This window comes from Pseudomonas sp. AAC, from assembly GCF_000725445.1.
GTDB lineage: Bacteria > Pseudomonadota > Gammaproteobacteria > Pseudomonadales > Pseudomonadaceae > Pseudomonas > Pseudomonas citronellolis.
Map to the genome: position 1 here is coordinate 252,095 of NZ_KL647098.1, position 19,644 is coordinate 271,738.

The following is a 19,644-nucleotide window of genomic DNA, read 5'->3' on the forward strand; positions in this document are numbered from 1 at the left end:
CGGTGCTCCCCTTGTTGTTTTGCGCCGAGTATAGGGAGCTGCCAGAAGCCTTTGACTAGCATAAGATGACAACTCGCTAGCCTCAGATAACAAGCACGAGCATGCCCGACCAGCAGTCCGACATCGACTACGCCGCGCGCCAGCTGTACCAGCGCTTCCTCGAGGAATGGCAGGCCCGGCCCCGGCTGCCGCCGCTCGCGCCGCTGCTCGCCGGGCTTGGCGTGCCCGCTGCCGAGGCCGCCGCCAACATGACCTTCGCCCGCTACTACCGCCTGCTGCGCCAGGCCGCCGGGCTGCTCGGCGCCAGCGACTTCTTCCTGCGCCTGGGCCAGCGCTACAACCTGTTCGACCTGGGGGTGATCGGCTACGCGCTGATCAGCGCGGCCAACCTGCGGCGCTCCTGGGACATCTCCCTGGGCCAGCCCTCCAGCCTGCTGCCGCACCCCATCCACGTCACCCGCGAGGAACACGGCGAGCACCTGGTGCTGGCCCTGCAGGCGCCGCCCTACAGCCCCATGGAAACCCAGGCGCTGCTGGAGGAATGGTTCAGCAGCACCTGGCGCTGGCTGTGCCAGCGCCTGCCGGAGCTGGCCGAGTGCGCCGGCATGCAGGTGCGCCTGCCGTTCGCCGCGCCGCCCCACGCCGCGCTCTACGCCGAGCTGTTCCCCGGCCGCAGCGAGTTCGCCGCCAGCCGCGCCGAGCTGCGCATCCCGCGGGAATTCCACGAGCGCCCCTTCTCCACTTCCAACCCCTCGGTGCTGCGCCTGTGCCAGGCCCAGGGCGCGGCCACCCTGGCCAGCTTCGAGAGCGGCGAGGCGCTGCCCGACGACCTGCGCTTCTACCTGCTGCAGAACGCCCGGGTGCCGCTGCCGGACCTGGAGCAGGCCGCCGCGCACTTCCGCCTGCCGCCACACACCCTGCAGCGGCGCCTGCGCGCCCACGGGCTGACCTTCAAGGGCGTGGTCTACGAGGTGCGCATGGCCCTGGCCGAGCGCTACCTGCTGGCCAGCCGCATGAGCCTGCAGGAGATCGCCTTCCTGCTCGGCTACGAACACGTCACCAGCTTCCACCGCGCCTTCCTGCGCCACGCCGGGACCACCCCGGAAGGCTTCCGCCAGCGGCGCGCCCGCCCCCACCAGGAGTGAGCCCATGCGCTTCCCTTCGATGACCGCCCTGCGCGTGCTCGACGCCGTCGCCCGCCTGGGCAGCCTGTCCGCCGCCGCCAGCGAGCTGAGCCTGACCCGCAGCGCCGTGAGCCACCAGCTGCGCAGCCTGGAAGAATGCCTGGGCACCGCGCTGATCGAGAAATCCGGGCGCGGCATCGTGCTGACCTACCGCGGCGAGTACTTCGCCCGCGAGACGCAGCGCGCCCTGGGCATCCTCAACGAGGCGCGGCGCTTCACCGACGCCCAGGAGATCGCCGGGCGCCTGTGCGTGAGCTGCACCCCGGGCTTCGCCACCTACTGGCTGTGCCACCAGATCGGCAAGTTCCAGCGCGCCCACCCGCAGGTGGAGCTGAACCTGGTGTCGCCACGGATTCCCGACGACGTCAGCAACCGCGACGTCGACCTGTTCATCGCCTACGGCGTGGGCGACTGGCCGGACCTGCGCGTGGAACTGATCGCCACCCTCGACACCTTCCCGGTATGCAGCCCCTCGCTGCTCAACGCCGCCGGCGGGCTGGACTCGCCGGAGGACCTGGCCAACCTGCCGCTGCTGCACATGGTCGACCACTCCGACTGGCTGCTGTGGGCGGCCGCCGCCGGGGTACGCGACCTCAACGTGCGCAACGGCATCGTCTTCTCCGACGCGCACCTGGTGCAGTCGGCGGCCATCGCCGGGCAAGGCGTGGCCATGGGCGACGCCCTGGTCAGCGGCGACGCCATGGCCAAGGGGCAGTTGGTGCGGCTGTTCAACGTCTCCATCGAGCCGCCCAACCGCTACTACTTCGTCACCGACGCGGCCAAGAGCGAACGCCCCGACGTGCAGGCCTTCAAGGCCTGGATGAAGGCCGAGCTGCGGCTGTCCGAGCAGTTCCGCAAGGGCAGGCGCGGCGGCGTGATTGGTGAAGGAATTTGAACAATGACGGCGAAAAAACGCGATTGAAGCGCAGGAGGATTTGACAATACTGCGCAAAAGGACGGCTGACCGCTGGGTCGCCGCGCCACAGAACAAGAATAAGACGAGGTGAATGCAGTGGAGCGACAGCCCCAACTTCGTGCCATCGACATCGGCAAGCGCTATGGCGATTTCCGCGCCCTGAGCGATGTGTCCATCGATATCCAGCAGGGCGAGTTCCTCACCCTCCTCGGCCCCTCCGGCTCCGGCAAGACCACCTTCCTGATGATCCTCGCCGGCTTCCAGGACCCGTCCAGCGGGCGCCTCGAAGCCCTCGGCCAGGACATCACCCGGCGCCCGGCGGAGAAGCGCAACTTCGGCATGGTGTTCCAGGGCTACGCGCTGTTCCCGCACATGAGCATCGACGACAACGTCGCCTTCCCGCTGAAAATCCGTGGCGTGAAAGCCGAGGAACGCAACCGCCGGGTGCGCCACATGCTGGAGGTGGTGGGCCTGGGCGAGCACCGCGGCAAGCGCCCCGGCGAGCTCTCCGGCGGCCAGCAGCAGCGCGTGGCCATCGCCCGCGCGCTGGTGTTCGAGCCGGACCTGCTGCTGCTCGACGAACCCCTCTCGGCGCTGGACAAGAACCTGCGCGAGCAACTACAGCAGGAACTGCAGCGCATCCACCGCCAGGTCGGCACCACCTTCGTGTTCGTCACCCACGACCAGAACGAGGCGCTGGCGCTGTCCACCCGCATCGCCATCTTCAACCGCGGCCAGGTGGCGCAGATCGACACCCCGCAGGCCATCTACAACCAGCCCGCCAACCGCTTCGTCGCCGAGTTCCTCGGCAAGATGAACCTGTTCCCGCTGAGCCAGGTGGGCCGCGCCGGCGCCCTCGCCTGCGGGCGCTTCGGCGATGCCGAGCTGCACGCCGAACCCTCCGCCGCCCTGGAGGCCGCCGCGCCGCTGCTGGCGGTGCGCCCCGAGCACATGCAGTTGCACAGCGCGCCGCCGCAGGTGGAAGGCCACAACGTGGTGCAGGCGGTGCTGACCGCCAAGACCTACCAGGGCGCCAGCACCGAGCTGGGCCTGGCCACCGCCGCCGAGGGCGCGCTGCCCATGAGCCTGGCGGTGCACGCCGAGCACCAGGCCGCGCGCCTGGACCAGGGCGCCCGCGTGTGGCTGAGCTGGCCGATCGAGAAGAGCCTGCTGCTCGCCTGATTCCCGGGGCGCCCGCGCGCCCTACCCCTTTTCGCCATCCCCGCCTGGGAGCTGCATTCATGTTCAACCCGCATCAGCAAGACTGCATCGAAGTCCTCATGGAAAAGGCCCGCCGCGGGCAGATCGACCGCCGCACCTTCCTCAAGGGCATGGGCCTGCTGGCCGCCCTGCCCCTGGCGCTGCGCAGCGGCGTCAGCTTCGCCGCCGGCGACAAGCCGCTGGTGGTGGTGAACTGGGGCGGCGACGCCATCAAGGCGTTCGGCAAGGCCTGGACCGAGGGCTTTTCCAAGAGCACCGGCATCCCGGTGAAGATCGACGGCAGCGGCCCCACCGAGGGCGCCATCCGCACCCAGATGAGCAGCGGCCGGGTGAGCTGGGACGTGGTCGACGCGGAAAGCTCCATCCTGCAGAACCTGGGCAAGGAGAACCTGGTGGAGCCGATCGACTACGGCATCGTCTCCAGGGACAAGGTGCTGCCGGGCTTCGCCTACGAATACGGCATCGCCGACTACATGCTCAGCTACGTGATCGCCTACGACAGCGAGCGCTTCAGCGACAAGGCGCCGAAGACCTGGAAGGACTTCTGGGACGTCGAGGCCTTCCCCGGCAAGCGCACCCTGTACAAGTGGATGAACGGCATGCTGGAGGCCGCGCTGCTAGCCGACGGCGTGCCGGCGAACCAGCTCTACCCGCTGGACGTGCCGCGCGCGCTGAAGAAGCTCGACGAACTCAAGCCGCACATCCTGGCCTTCTGGGGCTCGGGCGCCGAGACCCAGCAGTTGCTGATCGAGGGCGAGGTGAGCATGGGCGCCATCTGGAACACCCGCGCCCAGGTCATCACCGAGGACAGCGAGGGGCGCATCCAGTGGACCTTCGACAACGCCCTGCTGGGCTGCAGCAACTGGGGCGTGCTCAAGGGCAACCCGGCGGGCAAGGACGCGGCCATGCGCTTCATCGCCTACGCCCAGGACCCGCAATCCCAGGTGGAGCTGTTCAAGCTGTTCGGCAACGGCCCGGCCAACCCGGCCGCCGCCTCGCTGATCCCGGCCGACCGCAGGCACCTGAACTGCACCGACCCGGACAACCTGCCCAGGCAGATCATGCTCAGCCACGAGTGGTACACCGACCACTACGCGGTGGCCCTGGAGCAGTACCTGACCCACGTTTCCAAGTGAGGTGAGCCCATGGCGGAGAATCCCTCGCGGCTGAAGCTGGCCCTGCTGCTGGCGCCGCTGCCGCTGGTGCTGCTGCTGTTCTACGTGCTGCCCTTCGCCGGGGTGGTGGGCTGGAGCTTCAGCCTGCCCACCCCGGGCATCGAGCAGTACCAGCGCATCGCCAGCGACCCGGCGATCCACGACGTGCTCTGGCGCACCTTCCGCCTGTGCACCACGGTGAGCGTGGTATCGCTGCTGATCGCCTACCTGATGGCCTACTGCTGGGTGTACAGCCCGCCGTTCTGGCAGCGCATGGTGGAAATCTGCGTGTTCATCCCCTTCTGGCTGTCGGTGCTGGTGCGCGCCTTCGGCTGGCTGATCGCCCTGCGCAGCAACGGCCTGCTCAACGGCTGGCTGCAGGCGCTGGGCATCACCAGCGAGCCGCTCCAGCTCACGCGCAACGAGCTGGGGGTGGTGATCGGCATGGTCCACTTCATGGTGCCCTTCGCGCTGTTCCCGCTGGTGTCGACCATGCGCCGCCTCGACCCGCGCGTGCTGCTGGCCGCCCGCGGCCTGGGCGCCGGGCAGCTGCGCACCTTCTGGAGCATCTTCGTGCCGCAGACCATCCCCGGCATCCTCGGCGCCTTCATCATCGTCTTCGTGTTCTGCCTGGGCTTCTTCATCACCCCGGCGATCCTCGGCGGCGGGCAGACGGTGATGGTGGCTGAGTACGTCTACCTGCAGATGTTCCAGACCAGCAACTGGGGCCTGGGCGCGGCGCTCTCGGTGGTGCTGCTGGCGCTGGTGGCGGGGCTGATATGGGCGCTGCTGCGCATGACCCGCGTCGACAAGCTGGTGGGATAGGAGTCGCCGAATGAACGCACACGAAAGCCGCGCGCCGAGCCGCCTGCTCGCCGCCATGGCGATGATCTTCATGCTGTTCCCGCTGCTGGCGGTGATCCCGGTGTCCTTCACCGGCAAGCGCTTCCTCTCCATGCCCGACGGCAACTGGTCGCTGCGCCACTACAAGGCCCTGCTGGACAGCCCCGAGTGGCTCTCGGCGGTGGGCCAGAGCCTGGTGGTGGCCAGCGCCGCCTGCGTGGTCGCCACCGCCCTGGCGGTGAGCTTCGCCCTGGGCATCTGGTACCTGCGCTCGCGCTGGGCGGCGCTGCTGATCGGCCTGGTGCTGCTGCCCATGGCCATCCCGCCGATGATCTCGGCGATGGTGCTGTACTTCATGGAAACCACGATCAGCAAGTTCGCCCCCGGCCTGGGCTACGACACCCTGTTCGGCCTGACCATCGCCCACATCGTGATGGTGGTGCCGTACGGCGTGGTGACCATGCTGGTGGCCCTGAGCCAACTGGACCGGCGCATCGAACTGGCGGCGCGCAACCTCGGCGCCAGCCTGGCGCAGACCACCTTCCTGGTGGTGCTGCCGAACCTCAAGCTGGGCGTGGCCAGCACCGCGCTGCTGTGCTTCGCACTCTCCTGGGAAGAGATCGCGGTGACGCTGTTCGTCACCAGCACCGAGGTCAACACCCTGCCGCGGCAGATCTGGTCCGGCCTGCGCGACAACATCGACCCGGCGGTGGCGGCCATCTCGGTGCTGCTGATCGCCATCACCCTCCTCGCCCTGCTCGGCCGCATGCTCGCCGGGCGCGCCGCCGCCAAGCCGGCCGGGCACTGAGCAGCCAAGCCGGCGGCGCTGTCCGGGGGATTGTCGGCGCCCCGGACAGCGCCGCCGGTTGGGCTTCCCCACGAGCGCATGGCCCGGAGCCGCCGGGAAGCCATCGCGGACGGAGTCCCTACGCCCGAGTTTCCCTGCCACGCAGGAGCAACTGTCTTGCGCCGAGGTGCTCTTCGTAGGATGGGTTGAGCCTGCGAAACCCATGCGGTTGCGCTGATGGGTATCGCTTCGCTCAACACCATCCTACGAAAAGCCGTGCTTCCTGGAACGTAGGACCTTGTCCGCGATAGCCGGGAATTCCGGCGCGGTTCGCGGATGAGATCCGCTACTACGCTGCGCCACTCACGCCATTCCCATGTAGGAGCGCGCCCTGCGCGCGAATCGCAGGCAGGGCCTGCTCCTACAGGTTTCCGTGAGGCACCTGTCCCACCGTAGAAACGGACTCTCTCCGCGATCCCGCAGACATCTGGCAAGCACATCCAAGCACTTGGCAGACAGGCACAAGGCCAGCTGCGCCCATGGCCTTAGCATCCCAGGCAGTTTCGTCCCCTGCCAACAATAACGATACGGATGCACGCCATGACCCGATCCACCGTCCTGCGCCCGACGCTGCTCGCCCTGCTGATCGCGGGCAGCGGCCAGGCCAGCGCCTATTCGCTGTATTCCACCGACGATACCCACCTCAACGCCGACCTCACCGCGGTCTACGCGCTGCTGCACAGCCAGGAGAACTATGCGCAGAGCGGCACCAAGGACAAGGGCTCGTCCTACTGGCAGGAAGGCTTCATCAAGTATGGCCTCAGCGGCGACCAGCGCCTGGGCGGCGCCGGCAGCGTGTATGGCGCCTTCGCCCTGCTCAGCTCGGCGACCTGGGGCGACGGCGACGCCGCCGGCTTCACCGACGGCTCCGAGCGCACCACCAAGATCGAGGACGCCTACCTGGGCTGGCGCTCGGGCACGCTGTTCCCGGTGCTGGGCGAGGACGGCATCGACTTCTCCTTCGGCCGCCAGAACATCGTGGTCGGCGACGGCTTCCTGATCAACGGCGACGCCCTCAACTTCGGCAATGGCCTGGCCGACGGCATGTTCGACCGCGGCGGCGCCTACTACCTGGCCGGCCGCCGCAGCTTCGACGAAACCGCGGTGCTGCGCATCGGCGGCAAGCAGGGCTGGCGCGGCGACATCATGCGCCTGAAGTCCGACAACCCGGCCCAGGCCAAGCCCGAACTGTACGTCGGCACCCTGGAGCACGTCAGTGACGCCGGCACCCTGGGCCTGACCTACATCGACGTCACCGACATCGACGAGCAGTACGCCTCCCCCGCCCAGCTCGACCGCAAGGACATGAAGACCTACAGCCTGCGCGGCCAGGGCAACGCCGGCGTGGAGAACCTGTTCCTCTCCGGCGAGTACGCCTGGCAGGACAAGCGCCACGCCGACGACGAGAATGCCTGGTACCTGGAGGCCGGCTGGACCTTCGCCGACGCCGCCTGGAAGCCCTACGTCAGCTACCGCTTCAGCCGCTTCTCCGAAGGCTTCGACCCGCTGTTCTACGGTTTCAGCCGCGGCTTCGGCACCTGGTTCCAGGGCGAGGTGGCGGGCAACTACTCCGGCCCCTTCAACAGCAACACCCGCGTCCACAACGTCGGCGCCAAGATCCAGCCGACGGAGACCTTCGACGTCGGCCTGCAGTGGTTCCGCTTCGACACCATCGACAAGGACCTGGGCAACCTCGGCGGCCACGAGATCGACCTGTACGCCGACTGGACCGTCAGCCCGCACCTGACCATCACCCCGCTGGTCGGCGTGTACAAGCCGAAGAAGAGCGCCGAGCAAGGCGGCACCCAGATCGGCGGCAGCGACGACAACCTCTACACCCAGCTGATCTTCACCAGCACCTTCTAAGCCACAAGCCACGAACCCGCCTCCGCGCCACCGCCGGCCCCCATCCCGGCGGTGGCGCGCCGGCGGGTTTCGCGGTTTCCAGGGAGGCCTCCCATGCGCAGCATCCACTCCACCCTCCAGGGCCGCATCACCTGGCTCGCCGGCCTGTGCCTGCTGGGCATCGCCGCCACCCTGATCGGCCTGTCGCTGTACCAGGCGCGCCAGGACAGCCAGGTGATCGCCGACGACAGCGGCAAGCTGTTCGCCGGGGCCGCCCACGCCAGCCTGCAGACCCAGGGGCAGGTGCAGGCCCTGCAGCTGCAACGCCAGCTGCAGGACAAGCTGCTGCTCGGCGAGGGCCTGTCGCGCACCCTGCAGGCGCTGCGCGAGCAGCAGCGCCTGGGCAACCTCGACGCCGAGGCGCTGCGGCGCAAGGTGGTCGCCGAGATGGGCGGCACCCTGGCCGCGCACCCGGAGCTGCTGGGGCTGTTCGTGGTCTTCGGCGTCGACGCCCTGGACGGCGCCGACGCCCGCTTCAAGGGCCGCGACGAGCTGGGCAGCAACGAGAACGGCCGCTTCACCCTGTACCTGCTGCGCAGCGGCGGCCAGCAGCAGAACGTGGTCGGCGCCGAGCAGGTGCTGGCCGACACCACCCCCGGCCCCAGCGGCCAGCCGTACAACGCCTTCTTCACCTGCTCGCGGGCCAGCCTGCAGCCCTGCGTGCTCGACCCCTACTTCGACGACGCCTCCGGGCAGCGCCGGCTGGTCACCAGCATCACCCTGCCGCTGCTGGAGAACGGCAAGTTCCTCGCCGCCATCGGCTTCGACATCGACCTCGCGGCGCTACAGCAGAGCAGCGTCGAGGGCAGCCGCCAGCTGTTCGACGGCCAGGGGCGCATCCGCATCCTCAGCCCCAACGGCCTGCTGGCCAGCGACAGCGCCAACGCCGCCGGCCTCGGCCAGCCATTCAAGGACGCGGCGCTGCCCCAGGTGCTGGGCGACATGGCCCAGGGCCGCTCGCTGACCTACGACCAGGGCGAGGACGTCAGCGTGCTCGCCAGCCTGGCGCCGCTGGCCGGCGCCAAGCCCTGGGGCATCCTGCTCAGCGTGCCCCGGCAGGTGCTGCTGGCCCCGGCGCAGTCGCTGAAGCACACCCTGGAGGGCCTGCGCGCGCGCAGCACCTGGCTGGAAATCGGCCTGGGCGCGCTGGTGGCGCTATTCGGCCTGGGCATCATCACCCTCACCGCCCGCGGCATCAGCCGGCCGATCCTCGGCCTTGCGCGCATGCTGGAGGACATTGCCGACGGCGAAGGCGACCTCACCCGCCGCCTGAACTACCCGCGCCACGACGAGCTGGGCCGCCTGGCCCTGGCCTTCAACCGTTTCCTCGACAAGCTGCAGCCGAGCATCGCCGCGGTGCAGACCGCCAGCGGCGAGGCCCGCGCCGGCGCCGACCAGACCGCCGCCATCGCCCGCCAGACCAGCGACGGCATCCAGCAGCAGTTCCGCGAGATCGACATGGTCGCCACCGCGCTGCAGGAGATGTCCGCCACCGCCAACGCCTCGGCGCAGAGCGCGGCCAGCGCCGCCCAGGCCGCCAGCGAGGCCGAGCGCGCCAGCCAGCAGGGCTACGCCACCATCGAGGCGACCAGCGCCGGCATCGACGCTTTGGCCGGCGACATGAACCAGGCCATGGGCGAGCTGCAGAACCTGGCCAGCAGCAACGAGCAGATCGGCGCGATCCTGGAAGTGATCCAGAGCATCGCTGCGCAGACCAACCTGCTGGCGCTCAACGCCGCCATCGAAGCGGCGCGGGCCGGCGAATCCGGGCGCGGCTTCGCCGTGGTGGCCGACGAGGTGCGCGGCCTGGCCAGGCGCACCCAGGATTCGGTGGAGGAGATTCGCGGGGTGATCGAGAACCTGCAGGCGCGCAGCCTGTCGGTGGCCGACGCCATGCACGCCAGCTACCGCCAGGCCCAGGACAACGTGCAGCAGGCGCGCCAGGCCATAGACGCGCTGCAACGCATCACCGGCGCGGTGAACCTGATCAGCGACATGAACCTGCAGATCGCCAGCGCCGCCGAGGAGCAGAGCAGCGTGGCCGAGGAGATCGGCCGCAACATCGGCGCCATCCGCGACGTGACCCAGGCCCTGTCGGACCAGGCCGAGCGCTCGGCGCACCTGAGCCAGCAGCTGAACCACAGCGCCGAGCAGCAGCACCGCCTGGTGCAGCAGTTCAAGGCCTGATCAGCGCGGGCGGTAGCCCTGGCTCAGCAGCCAGCCCTGGAAGATGCGCCGCTGCTGCTCCGGCAGCGCGGCCAGCACCTGCGCCTGCGGTTCGCTGCGCAGGCGCCGCAGCCAGGGCGCCAGCTCCAGGCCCTGCAGGTGCCAGATGCCCAGGGGCTGGTCGGGGCTGACCACCACCTCGGCCTCGTCCACCAGGCCATCGCGCAGCACCGGGGCGCGCTCGATGCGCAGGGCCTCGAAGTCCGCCGGGGCGTGGCTGGGCACCGCGTCCGGCCAGGCGCGGCGGGCCTGCCAGAAGGGCTGGTCGGCCCATTGTTTTTCTTCGGCGTAGAAGTCGCGGCCAACGCGGGCGAAGCGCAGGAACAGCTGCTCCACCCGGCGCTGGTGGAAGCGCTTGGCCAACTCGGCGCGCTGCGGGGCGCGCAACAGCGTGTTGATGACGGCAGGCGCCTGCAACGCCGAGGAAAGCGACTGGAAGATGCCGTTGCCGGACAGCGGGTCCACCGCCATGGCCGCATCGCCGACGCGAATCCAGTTCTCGCCGCAGGCCTCCAGGCAGAGGATCGGCGTGCTGCTGCGGGCGTGCAGTTCCAGGTCCTGCTCGGGGTGCCCGCCGAAGAATGCCTGGCTGAGCGCGGAGCGCTGGCGGCGTTCGCGGCAGTAGTCCAGTAGCTGCTCCTTGGGCGGCAGCGCGCTGCTGGCCACGTCCAGGGTCAGCTGCCAGTAGCAGCGCCCGTCGGCCAGCCGCGCCATCCACGCCCAGCCGTCGGCCAGGCTCTGCACCGCGCTGGCCACCGGCCCCGGCGCGCCCTGCCAGCGGCTGAGCAGGCTGAGGGTTTCCGGGCCGCGACGGGCCTTGCCGGCCTTCTGGTTCAGCGGCGCCTGGCGACCGCGGGCTTCGACGAGGAAAGGGGTGTGCAGGTGCTGGCCGCTTTCCAGGCGCACGTGGTGGCCCGTGGCGTCGGATTCCACGCCGAGCACGCGGTCTTCCAGCACCTGGATACCGGCGTCGTGCAGGTCCTGGCGCAGGCCCTGGTCGAACAGCGGGCGGTCGAGGATGAATTCGACATTCTGCGCGCTTTCGCTGCCGTTCCAGTTCACCCGCCGTTGCGAAGGCGGTGCGGTGCAGGCCAGGGCGTGGTTGAGGCCGGCATGGCGCAGGCCGTCGAGGACGCGTTGGGAGACGCCTTCGACGGCGGCGAAGCGGCGCCATTCGCTGATGACGGTGACGGCGTGGCCGAGGCGGCGCAGGCCGATGGCGGTGGCCGCTCCGGCGGGGCCGGCGCCCAGGATCAGGATTGGGGGCATGGGGGTGTTCGCTGGGGGGGTTGGTGTTGGCTGTGGGGCCGCGCCCTCTCCCCAGCCCTCTCCCTGAAGGGAGAGGGAGCCGTTCGGTGCGAACTTGAATTCCGAGTCATCCTGCTGCTCCGACGTGGCCGGCGGAATGTCGAACCTCGCAGCCACTCCGAACAGTCCCCTCTCCCTTCAGGGAGAGGGTTAGGGAGAGGGAAAGGAACCCAACCCCACTCATAAGCTCACCTTCCGCTCGATGCCCTTGTACATAGCCCCCTCACGCATCAGCGCCAACAATTCTTCATTCGACAACGCCGGCCGCTCCCCCAGCAAAGCCGCCACGTGCCCACAAAAAGCCGCACAGCCAAGGCTAGCCCCCGCCTGCCCCACAACCCGCACAGCCGCCCCGAAATCCGCCTGCGCACTCCCCAGCCAAGACCACTCTCCCTCGCCACACCGCGCATCCCCGGTCACCCGCACCACCCCCGGATAGGCCGCCGGAAACACCGGCTCGCCCCGCGCCGGGCTCGACGCGCAGACCAGAACGCCCGCCTCCACCAGTTCGGCGACGGCCTCGCGGAGGATCGGCCGATCCTGGCGCACACCCAGACTCAGGTTGACCACGCGCGCACCCTGCCCGCCTAGCCACTGCAACGCAGCCGCGATCTGCAGCGGGCTGGTCACGCCACGTCCATCGAACACCTGGGCCACGCTGAAGCGCGCTTGCGGCGCCCGGGCAAGCACCGCCTGGATCACCGCCGAGCCATGGCCCAAAACATCGGCCGCCAGTGGCAATCGGTCCACTCCCTCATCGGCCAGACAGAAACGCTGCCCGGCCACCACGCAACCCGCCTGCTCCACGGCATGGCCGCTGTCGACCACTCCCACCCGCACCTCAGCCACCCTGCCCTCCCACGGCCACCAGCGGCACCTCGCGCACGCTCAGTTGGCCGTCCTGCAGCTCCAGGCGCAGGTCGGCCTCGGCCAATGTCGAGGGGCGGTGGCTGACGAGGATGCGCGTGCGCCCGGCGAACAGCCGGTCGATGGCGGCTATCACCTCGCGCTCGGTGCTTTCGTCCACCTGCGAGGTGGCTTCGTCGAGGATCAGCACCAGCGGGTCCTGCAGCAGCGCGCGGGCGATGGCGATGCGCTGCTTCTGCCCGCCGGACAATTGCTGGCCGCGCTCGCCCAGGGGGCTGTCGAGGCCTTCGGGCAGGCTGTCGATCAGGCCGTCCAGCTGCGCCAGGGTCGCTACCCTTTCGATCTCCTCGCGGCTGACGTGGGGCGCGCTGTACGACAGGTTGTCCGCCAGGCTGCCGCGGAACAGCACCAGCTCCTGGCTGACCACGGCGATGCGCCGGCGCAGCTCGAACAGGTCCAGCTCGCGCAGGTCCACGCCGTCCAGCAGGATGCGCCCCTGGTCGGGGTCGTAGAAGCGTTGCAGCAGGTCGGTCAGGGTCGACTTGCCGACGCCCGAGGGCCCGCTCAGGGCCACTTTGCGCCCGGCCGGGATGCAGGCGTCCACCTGCTCCAGCAAGGGTTGGCTGCGGCCGGCGTGGTTGAAGCTCACGCCTTGCAGGCGCAGTTCGCCGACGTTCGGCATCGGCCTGGGCTGCGCCGGCGACGCCACGCCCGGCGCTTCGCCGCGCAGCTCCATGACCCGGCCCAGGCTGACGGTCATGCGTTGCAGCGCCACGTACAGGCCGAGCAGGCTCTGCACCGGGCCGATGGCCATGCCCAGGTAGGTGGAGAAGGCGATCAGCGAGCCCAGTTGCCAGGTCCCCTGCACTACCCAGTAGCCGCCGACCAGAAAGGCGCAGGCGCGCGACAGCGACATCAGCGTCCCCGGCAGCGCCTGGGTGAAGAATTCGGTCAGTTGCAGGCGCAGCAGCTGGCCCAGGTAGCCCTGGCCCAGCCCTTCCAGGCGCTGCGCCTCGCGGCCCTGCTGGCCGGCGGACTGGATGAACTTCATCGCCGGCAGGGTCTCGACGAAGAACGACGACAGGTCGGCCGAGCGCTCGCGCAGTTGGCGCGCCTCGCACTCGACCTTCTTGCGCATCCAGCGCAGCCAGAGCACGTCCAGCGGGATCAGCACGGCGACCAGCAGCGACAGTTGCCAACTGAGCGTCAGCAGCAACGCCAGCGAGCCGACCAGGCCGATCACGGCGGACACCGCGGAGAACAGCGAGTCCACCGCGAAGCGCTGGATTTCAGCCACGTCGCCGTCCAGCCGCGACATCAGGTCGCCGATGCGGCGGCGGGCGAAGAAGGTCGGCGAGAGGCTTTGCAGGTGGCGGTACAGCGCATCGCGCAGGGCGAACAGGATGCGCCCGGAGAGCCGCGTGTGCAGGTAGCGGTTGAGCCCCGACAGCACGGTGCCGACCAGCCCGACCACGATCATCACCCCGGCCAGCAGCGCCAGCAGGGGGAAGTCGCGGGCCAGCAGGCCGTCGTCGATCAGCAGCTTGGTCAGCCAGGGTTGCGCCAGGGCCAGCAGCGAGGCGCACAGGGCCAGGCCGAGCAGGCCGAGGATGGCCAGGCGCTGCGGGCGGACGAAGCCGTACAGCCAGTGCAGCGCCTCCTTGAGGGCCTTGGGGTCGTCGCTGTCGATCAGGCGGGTGAAGAACATCAGCCGCCCTTCAGTTGCTTGAGCTTGCGGTACAGGGTGGCGCGGCTGATGCCCAGGGCGTCGGCGGCCGCCGAGACGTTGCCCTGGTGGCGGTCCAGGGCCTGGCGGATCAGCTCCATCTCGGTCTCGCGGATGCGCCCACAGGGCTGCCGCTCGCCGGCAGCGAGTTCTTCCAGGGTGCTGTCCGGCAGGTGTTCCAGGCCCAGGGTGTTTTCGCCCTGCTCGCGCATGGCCAGGGCGGTGCGCAGCACCATTTCCAGCTGGCGGATGTTGCCCGGCCAGTGGTAGTCGGCCAGCAGCGCGAAGAGTTCGTCGTCCAGCCGCGCCTCGGGCGCGCCCAGCTTGGCCAGCAGGCCCTGGGCCAGCTGGCCGAGGTCGTCGCGCTCGCGCAGGGCCGGCAGGCGCACGCTGATGCCGTTGACGCGGTAGTAGAGGTCTTCGCGGAAGTGCTTCTCTTCCACCTGGCGCTTGAGGTCGCGGTGGGTGGCGCAGATCAGCGCCACGTCTATGTCCTGCTCCTCGCCCGCGCCCAGCGGCGCCACCTTGCGCTCCTGCAGCACGCGCAGCAGGCGGGCCTGCAGGGCCAGGGGCATGTCGCCGATCTCGTCGAGGAACAGGGTGCCGCCGTGGGCCTGTTGCAGGCGGCCGACCATGCCGCCGCGGCGCGAGCCGGTGAAGGCGCCCTCGCGGTAGCCGAACAGTTCGGATTCGATCAGCCCTTCGGGGATGGCCGCGCAGTTCACCGCGATGAACGGCTTGCCGGAGCGCGCACTGCTCTGGTGCAGAGCGCGCGCCACCACCTCCTTGCCGCTGCCGGTCTCGCCCAGCAGCAGCACCGGCAGTTCGTTCAGCAGGCCCTGGCGGGCCATGCGCAAAGCGCGGGCGTAGCGCGGGTTGCCGCCGGCCAGGGCTTCCAGGTCCGGCGCGGCCGGGGCCGGGCGCTGCGGCTGGCGCGCCGGCACCGACACCGCGCTGGCGCGCAGCGGCGCCTGCAGCACCTTGTAGAAGAACTCGCCCTTGGCCGTCTGCAGGCTGCCCAGGGCGCCGGACTGCAGGCGCGCGAGCAGTTGCTCGCCCCTGGCGCCCAGCAGGTCTTCGCAGCGGCGCCCGATCAGCGTCTCGCGCGGCGCGCCGAGCAACTGGCAGGCCGGCGTGCTGAGGGCCAGGATGCGGCCCTCCAGGCTCAGCGCCAGCAGGCCCTGCCAGGGCGAATCCAGGTACTGGCGGCGGCTGTGGAAAGACAGCACCACCTGCCCCGGGAAGCTGGCGGCGAACAGCCGTTCCTCGATCTGCACCGCGGCGCGGTTGAGCAGGCTGAGGCTTTCCACCGGGCCGGCCAGGGGGCCTTCGCGGGTCAGGTCGAGCACCCCGAGCAGATTGCCCTGGGGGCAACTGATGGGCACGGAGGTGCAGGAGAAGCGGCTGAGCCGCTCCAGGTAGTGCTCGCCGCAGTCGATCTGGGTGGCGCGGCCTTCCACCAGGGCGGTGCCCAGGGCGTTGGTGCCGCGCGCGGCCTCGCTCCAGCAGGCGCCCGGGGCGATGTCTTCCAGGCCGATGCGGCGCAGGCGCTCGTGGGCGCCGGCCACCGAGACGATGGTGGCGTCGGCGTTGGCCAGGATCACCAGGGCGTCGTGACCCTGGCGCTGGCGCAGGAAGTCCAGTTCGGGGGTGGCGGCGTCGAGCAGCAGGCGGTTGTTCTCCAGCAGCAGCTCGATGCCGGCGCGGTTGTCCAGCTCCTGGTCGTTGCCGCTGCCGCAGTCCAGGCCGTGGCCCAGGCTGCGCCGCCAGGAGGCGTCGATTTCCTCGCGCAGCACGCCGGCGGGTAGCTCGCCCTCGCGCTGCAGGCGTTCGCGGGCCCGGTGGGCCTCGCGCAGCAGGTCGCTGCCTATTGTTCTTGTCATGTCGATCTCGGCTCCGCTTGCCCGCGCGGTGCGTTGCCGCGCGGGACGTCAGGCTGGTCAGGGACTGTCTACACCCGTCCTCCCCTTCAGTAAAGAGGACTCCCGGTTGCCCGGCAACGCACGCAATTAGCGGGCCAGCCGGTCGGCGGCGAAGTGATTGACAGCCCCTCGACGCAGGTTTACGTTAACGTAAAGGTAAACGAACGAGCAAGCCCGATGCCGACCACCTACAGCATTTCCGACCTGGCCCGCGAACTGGACGTGACCACCCGCGCCATCCGCTTCTACGAGGAGCAAGGCATGCTCAGCCCCGAGCGCCGCGGCCAGGAACGCATCTACAGCCCCAAGGACCTGGTGGCGCTGAAGCTGATCCTGCGCGGCAAGCGCATCGGCTTCTCGCTGGCCGAGTGCAAGGAGCTGATCGACCTCTACGACCCCAGCAGCGGCAACCGCAAGCAGCTCGATACCTTCATGGGCAAGATCGCCGCGCGCCGCGCGCAGCTGGAGCAGCAGCTGCTCGACATCGAGCAGATGAAGCTGGAACTGGACACGGCCGAGGAACGCTGCCTGGCGGCCCTGGCCGAGACCGAGAAGAAACAGCGCGCCTGAGCGCGCCCTACCCTTATCCAAGTACAAGAAAGCAGGTGCAACCATGAGCTACCCGTCCCTCAACTTCGGCCTCGGCGAAACCATCGACATGCTCCGCGAGCAGGTGCAGGGCTTCGTCGCCAGCGAGCTGGCCCCGCGCGCCGCGCAGATCGACGCCGACAACCTGTTCCCCATGGACATGTGGAAGAAGTTCGGCGACATGGGCCTGCTCGGCATCACCGTCAGCGAGGAATACAGCGGCGCCAACATGGGCTACCTGGCCCACGTTATCGCCATCGAGGAAATCAGCCGCGGCTCGGCCTCGGTCGGCCTGTCCTACGGCGCGCACTCCAACCTGTGCGTCAACCAGATAAAGCGCAATGGCAGCGCCGAGCAGAAGGCGAAATACCTGCCCAAGCTGATCAGCGGCGAGCACGTCGGCGCCCTGGCCATGAGCGAGCCCAATGCCGGCTCCGACGTGGTGTCCATGAAGCTGCGCGCCGAGAAGCGCGGCGACCGCTTCGTGCTCAACGGCAGCAAGACCTGGATCACCAACGGCCCGGACGCCAACACCTACGTGATCTACGCCAAGACCGAGCCGGAAAAGGGCGCCCACGGCATCACCGCATTCATCGTCGAGCGCGACTGGAAGGGCTTCAGCCGCGGCAGCAAGTTCGACAAGCTGGGCATGCGCGGCTCGAACACCTGCGAGCTGTTCTTCGATGACGTGGAAGTGCCGGAAGAGAACGTGCTGGGCGCGGTCAACGGCGGCGTGAAGGTGCTGATGAGCGGCCTGGACTACGAGCGCGTGGTACTTGCCGGCGGCCCGATCGGCATCATGCAGGCGTGCATGGACGTGATCGTCCCCTACATCCACGACCGCAAGCAGTTCGGCCAGAGCATCGGCGAGTTCCAGCTGATCCAGGGCAAGGTCGCCGACATGTACACCCAGCTCAACGCCAGCCGCGCCTACCTCTATGCAGTCGCCCAGGCCTGCGACCGTGGCGAGACCACCCGCAAGGACGCCGCCGGGGTGATCCTCTACACCGCCGAGCGCGCGACGCAAATGGCCCTGGACGCCATCCAGATCCTCGGCGGCAACGGCTACATCAACGAGTTCCCCACCGGCCGCCTGCTGCGCGACGCCAAGCTCTACGAGATCGGCGCCGGCACCAGCGAGATCCGTCGGATGTTGATTGGGCGCGAACTGTTCAACGAAACCAAATAACGATAAAAGCCGCTGGAGGCTGAAGGCTGGACGAAAAAGCCGCTCCAGTCCTCGTCCAGCCTCCAGCCTACAGCGCTCTTCTCGAGGTTTTCATGGCCCTACTGCATACCCAGATCAACCCGCGCTCCCCCGAATACGCCGCCAACGCCGCGACCATGCTGGAGAGCGTCCAAGACCTGCGCGCCCTGCTCGGCCGCGTGCATGAAGGCGGCGGCGCCGCTGCCCAGGCCAAGCACAGCGCGCGCGGCAAGCTGCTGGTGCGCGAGCGCATCAACCGTCTGCTCGACGCCGGCTCGCCGTTCCTCGAAGTCTCCGCCCTGGCCGCCCATGAGGTTTATGGCGAGGACGTGGCCGCCGCCGGCGTGGTCGCCGGCATCGGCCGCGTGGAAGGCGTGGAATGCATGATCGTCGGCAACGACGCCACGGTGAAGGGCGGCAGCTACTACCCGCTGACCGTGAAGAAGCACCTGCGCGCCCAGGCCATCGCCCAGCAGAACCGCCTGCCGTGCATCTACCTGGTGGACTCCGGCGGCGCCAACCTGCCACGCCAGGACGAGGTGTTCCCCGACCGCGAGCACTTCGGGCGGATCTTCTTCAATCAGGCCAACATGAGCGCCCAGGGCATCCCGCAGATCGCCGTGGTGATGGGTTCGTGCACCGCCGGCGGCGCCTACGTGCCGGCGATGAGCGACGAGACCATCATGGTCCGCGAGCAGGCCACCATCTTCCTCGCCGGCCCGCCGCTGGTGAAGGCCGCCACCGGCGAAGTGGTCAGCGCCGAGGACCTGGGCGGCGCCGACGTGCACTGCAAGACCAGCGGCGTGGCCGACCACTACGCCGAGGACGACGCCCACGCCCTGGCCATCGCCCGCCGCTGCATCGCCAACCTCAACTGGACCAAGCAGGGCAAGCTCAACACCCTGCCCCCGCGCGCGCCGCTGTACCCGGCCGAGGAGCTGTACGGGGTGATTCCGGTGGACAGCAAGCAGCCGTTCGACGTGCGCGAGATCATCGCCCGCCTGGTCGACGGCAGTGAGTTCGACGAGTTCAAGGCGCTGTTCGGCACCACCTTGGTGTGCGGCTTCGCCCACCTGCACGGCTACCCCATCGCCATCCTGGCGAACAACGGCATCCTCTTCGCCGAGGCCGCGCAGAAAGGCGCGCACTTCATCGAACTGGCCTGCCAGCGCGGCATCCCGCTGCTGTTCCTGCAGAACATCACCGGCTTCATGGTCGGCCAGAAGTACGAGGCCGGCGGCATCGCCAAGCACGGCGCCAAGCTGGTCACCGCGGTGGCCTGCGCCCAGGTGCCGAAGTTCACCGTGATCATCGGCGGCAGCTTCGGCGCCGGCAACTACGGCATGTGCGGCCGCGCCTACGACCCGCGCTTCCTGTGGATGTGGCCCAACGCGCGGATCGGCGTGATGGGCGGCGAGCAGGCCGCGGGCGTGCTGGCCCAGGTCAAGCGCGAGCAGGCCGAGCGCGCCGGCAATACGCTGAGCGCCGAGGAAGAAGCGAAGATCAAGGCGCCGATCCTCGCCCAGTACGAGCGCCAGGGGCACCCCTACTACTCCAGCGCGCGGCTGTGGGACGACGGCGTGATCGACCCGGCTCAGACCCGCGAAGTGCTCGCCCTGGCCCTGTCCGCCTCGCTCAACGCGCCTATCGAGCCGACCCGCTTCGGCGTATTCAGGATGTAAGAAAGCTGGAAGCTTGAAGCCGGAAGCTGGAAGTCGCGCGGCTTTCGC

The 19,644-nt window shown here is 69.3% G+C and carries 15 protein-coding genes and 1 pseudogene; 12 read left to right on the top strand and 4 right to left on the bottom strand.

All coding sequences use genetic code 11. From position 1 onward, the window contains the following. The first annotated feature begins 101 nt into the window (after positions 1-101). The 9 genes and pseudogenes from FG99_RS18765 (at position 102) to FG99_RS33305 (ending at position 10,257) form a co-directional block, all read left to right on the top strand. Positions 102-1,145: a helix-turn-helix transcriptional regulator gene (locus tag FG99_RS18765; RefSeq protein ID WP_043271806.1), complete on the top strand. Its 1,044-nt coding sequence runs from the start codon at positions 102-104 to the stop codon at positions 1,143-1,145. A gap of 4 nt (positions 1,146-1,149) precedes the next feature. Continuing rightward, the gene (locus tag FG99_RS18770) at positions 1,150-2,079 is read left to right on the top strand and encodes a LysR substrate-binding domain-containing protein (RefSeq protein ID WP_043271807.1); all 930 of its coding nucleotides are present in this window, start codon (positions 1,150-1,152) and stop codon (positions 2,077-2,079) included. Positions 2,080-2,196: 117 nt separating this feature from the next. After that, positions 2,197-3,282 carry an ABC transporter ATP-binding protein gene (locus FG99_RS18775; RefSeq protein ID WP_043271808.1) on the top strand — a complete coding sequence of 362 codons (1,086 nt, stop codon included), beginning with the start codon at positions 2,197-2,199 and terminating at the stop codon, positions 3,280-3,282. Positions 3,283-3,341: 59 nt separating this feature from the next. Continuing rightward, positions 3,342-4,457, top strand: a complete 1,116-nt coding sequence (locus FG99_RS18780) for an ABC transporter substrate-binding protein (protein ID WP_009622670.1) — start codon at positions 3,342-3,344, stop codon at positions 4,455-4,457. Between the two features lie 9 nt (positions 4,458-4,466). Then, on the top strand, positions 4,467-5,300 hold the full coding sequence (locus tag FG99_RS18785) for an ABC transporter permease (RefSeq protein WP_043271809.1): 834 nt from the start codon (positions 4,467-4,469) through the stop codon (positions 5,298-5,300). A gap of 10 nt (positions 5,301-5,310) precedes the next feature. After that, positions 5,311-6,126 (top strand): ABC transporter permease, encoded by an 816-nt coding sequence (locus FG99_RS18790; RefSeq protein WP_043271810.1) that lies wholly within the window; start codon positions 5,311-5,313, stop codon positions 6,124-6,126. Between the two features lie 579 nt (positions 6,127-6,705). Then, the gene (locus FG99_RS18795) at positions 6,706-8,031 is read left to right on the top strand and encodes an alginate export family protein (protein ID WP_043272221.1); all 1,326 of its coding nucleotides are present in this window, start codon (positions 6,706-6,708) and stop codon (positions 8,029-8,031) included. A gap of 981 nt (positions 8,032-9,012) precedes the next feature. Next, a pseudogene (locus FG99_RS33300) lies at positions 9,013-9,399 on the top strand (HAMP domain-containing protein); the annotation flags it as partial. Positions 9,400-9,528: 129 nt separating this feature from the next. Next, positions 9,529-10,257 carry a methyl-accepting chemotaxis protein gene (locus FG99_RS33305; protein ID WP_371263879.1) on the top strand — a complete coding sequence of 243 codons (729 nt, stop codon included), beginning with the start codon at positions 9,529-9,531 and terminating at the stop codon, positions 10,255-10,257. Here the strand turns inward: FG99_RS33305 and FG99_RS18805 are convergent, their stop codons facing one another. The 4 genes from FG99_RS18805 to FG99_RS18820 all read right to left on the bottom strand — a co-directional run bounded on the left by FG99_RS18805 (position 10,258) and on the right by FG99_RS18820 (position 16,086). Continuing rightward, complete coding sequence (locus FG99_RS18805; RefSeq protein ID WP_043271812.1) at positions 10,258-11,565, bottom strand: flavin-dependent monooxygenase QhpG; 1,308 nt, start codon at positions 11,563-11,565, stop codon at positions 10,258-10,260. It abuts the gene before it with no gap. Positions 11,566-11,784: 219 nt separating this feature from the next. Continuing rightward, on the bottom strand, positions 11,785-12,453 hold the full coding sequence (locus FG99_RS18810; protein ID WP_043271813.1) for a subtilisin-like serine protease QhpE: 669 nt from the start codon (positions 12,451-12,453) through the stop codon (positions 11,785-11,787). After that, positions 12,446-14,179: an ABC transporter ATP-binding protein gene (locus tag FG99_RS18815; protein WP_043271814.1), complete on the bottom strand. Its 1,734-nt coding sequence runs from the start codon at positions 14,177-14,179 to the stop codon at positions 12,446-12,448. Before FG99_RS18815 ends, FG99_RS18810 begins: the two co-directional genes overlap by 8 nt. Beyond that, complete coding sequence (locus FG99_RS18820) at positions 14,179-16,086, bottom strand: sigma-54-dependent Fis family transcriptional regulator (RefSeq protein ID WP_043271815.1); 1,908 nt, start codon at positions 16,084-16,086, stop codon at positions 14,179-14,181. The genes FG99_RS18815 and FG99_RS18820 overlap by 1 nt, the downstream gene beginning before the upstream one ends. A gap of 210 nt (positions 16,087-16,296) precedes the next feature. Between FG99_RS18820 and FG99_RS18825 the strand changes: the two genes are divergently transcribed. The 3 genes from FG99_RS18825 to FG99_RS18835 all read left to right on the top strand — a co-directional run bounded on the left by FG99_RS18825 (position 16,297) and on the right by FG99_RS18835 (position 19,596). Continuing rightward, positions 16,297-16,689 carry a MerR family transcriptional regulator gene (locus FG99_RS18825; RefSeq protein WP_043271816.1) on the top strand — a complete coding sequence of 131 codons (393 nt, stop codon included), beginning with the start codon at positions 16,297-16,299 and terminating at the stop codon, positions 16,687-16,689. Between the two features lie 43 nt (positions 16,690-16,732). Next, on the top strand, positions 16,733-17,896 hold the full coding sequence (locus FG99_RS18830) for an isovaleryl-CoA dehydrogenase (RefSeq protein ID WP_043271817.1): 1,164 nt from the start codon (positions 16,733-16,735) through the stop codon (positions 17,894-17,896). A 92-nt stretch (positions 17,897-17,988) separates the two neighbouring features. Then, a complete protein-coding gene (locus FG99_RS18835) occupies positions 17,989-19,596 on the top strand; it encodes a carboxyl transferase domain-containing protein (protein ID WP_043271818.1) in 1,608 nt (535 codons plus the stop codon). Positions 19,597-19,644 lie beyond the last annotated feature (48 nt).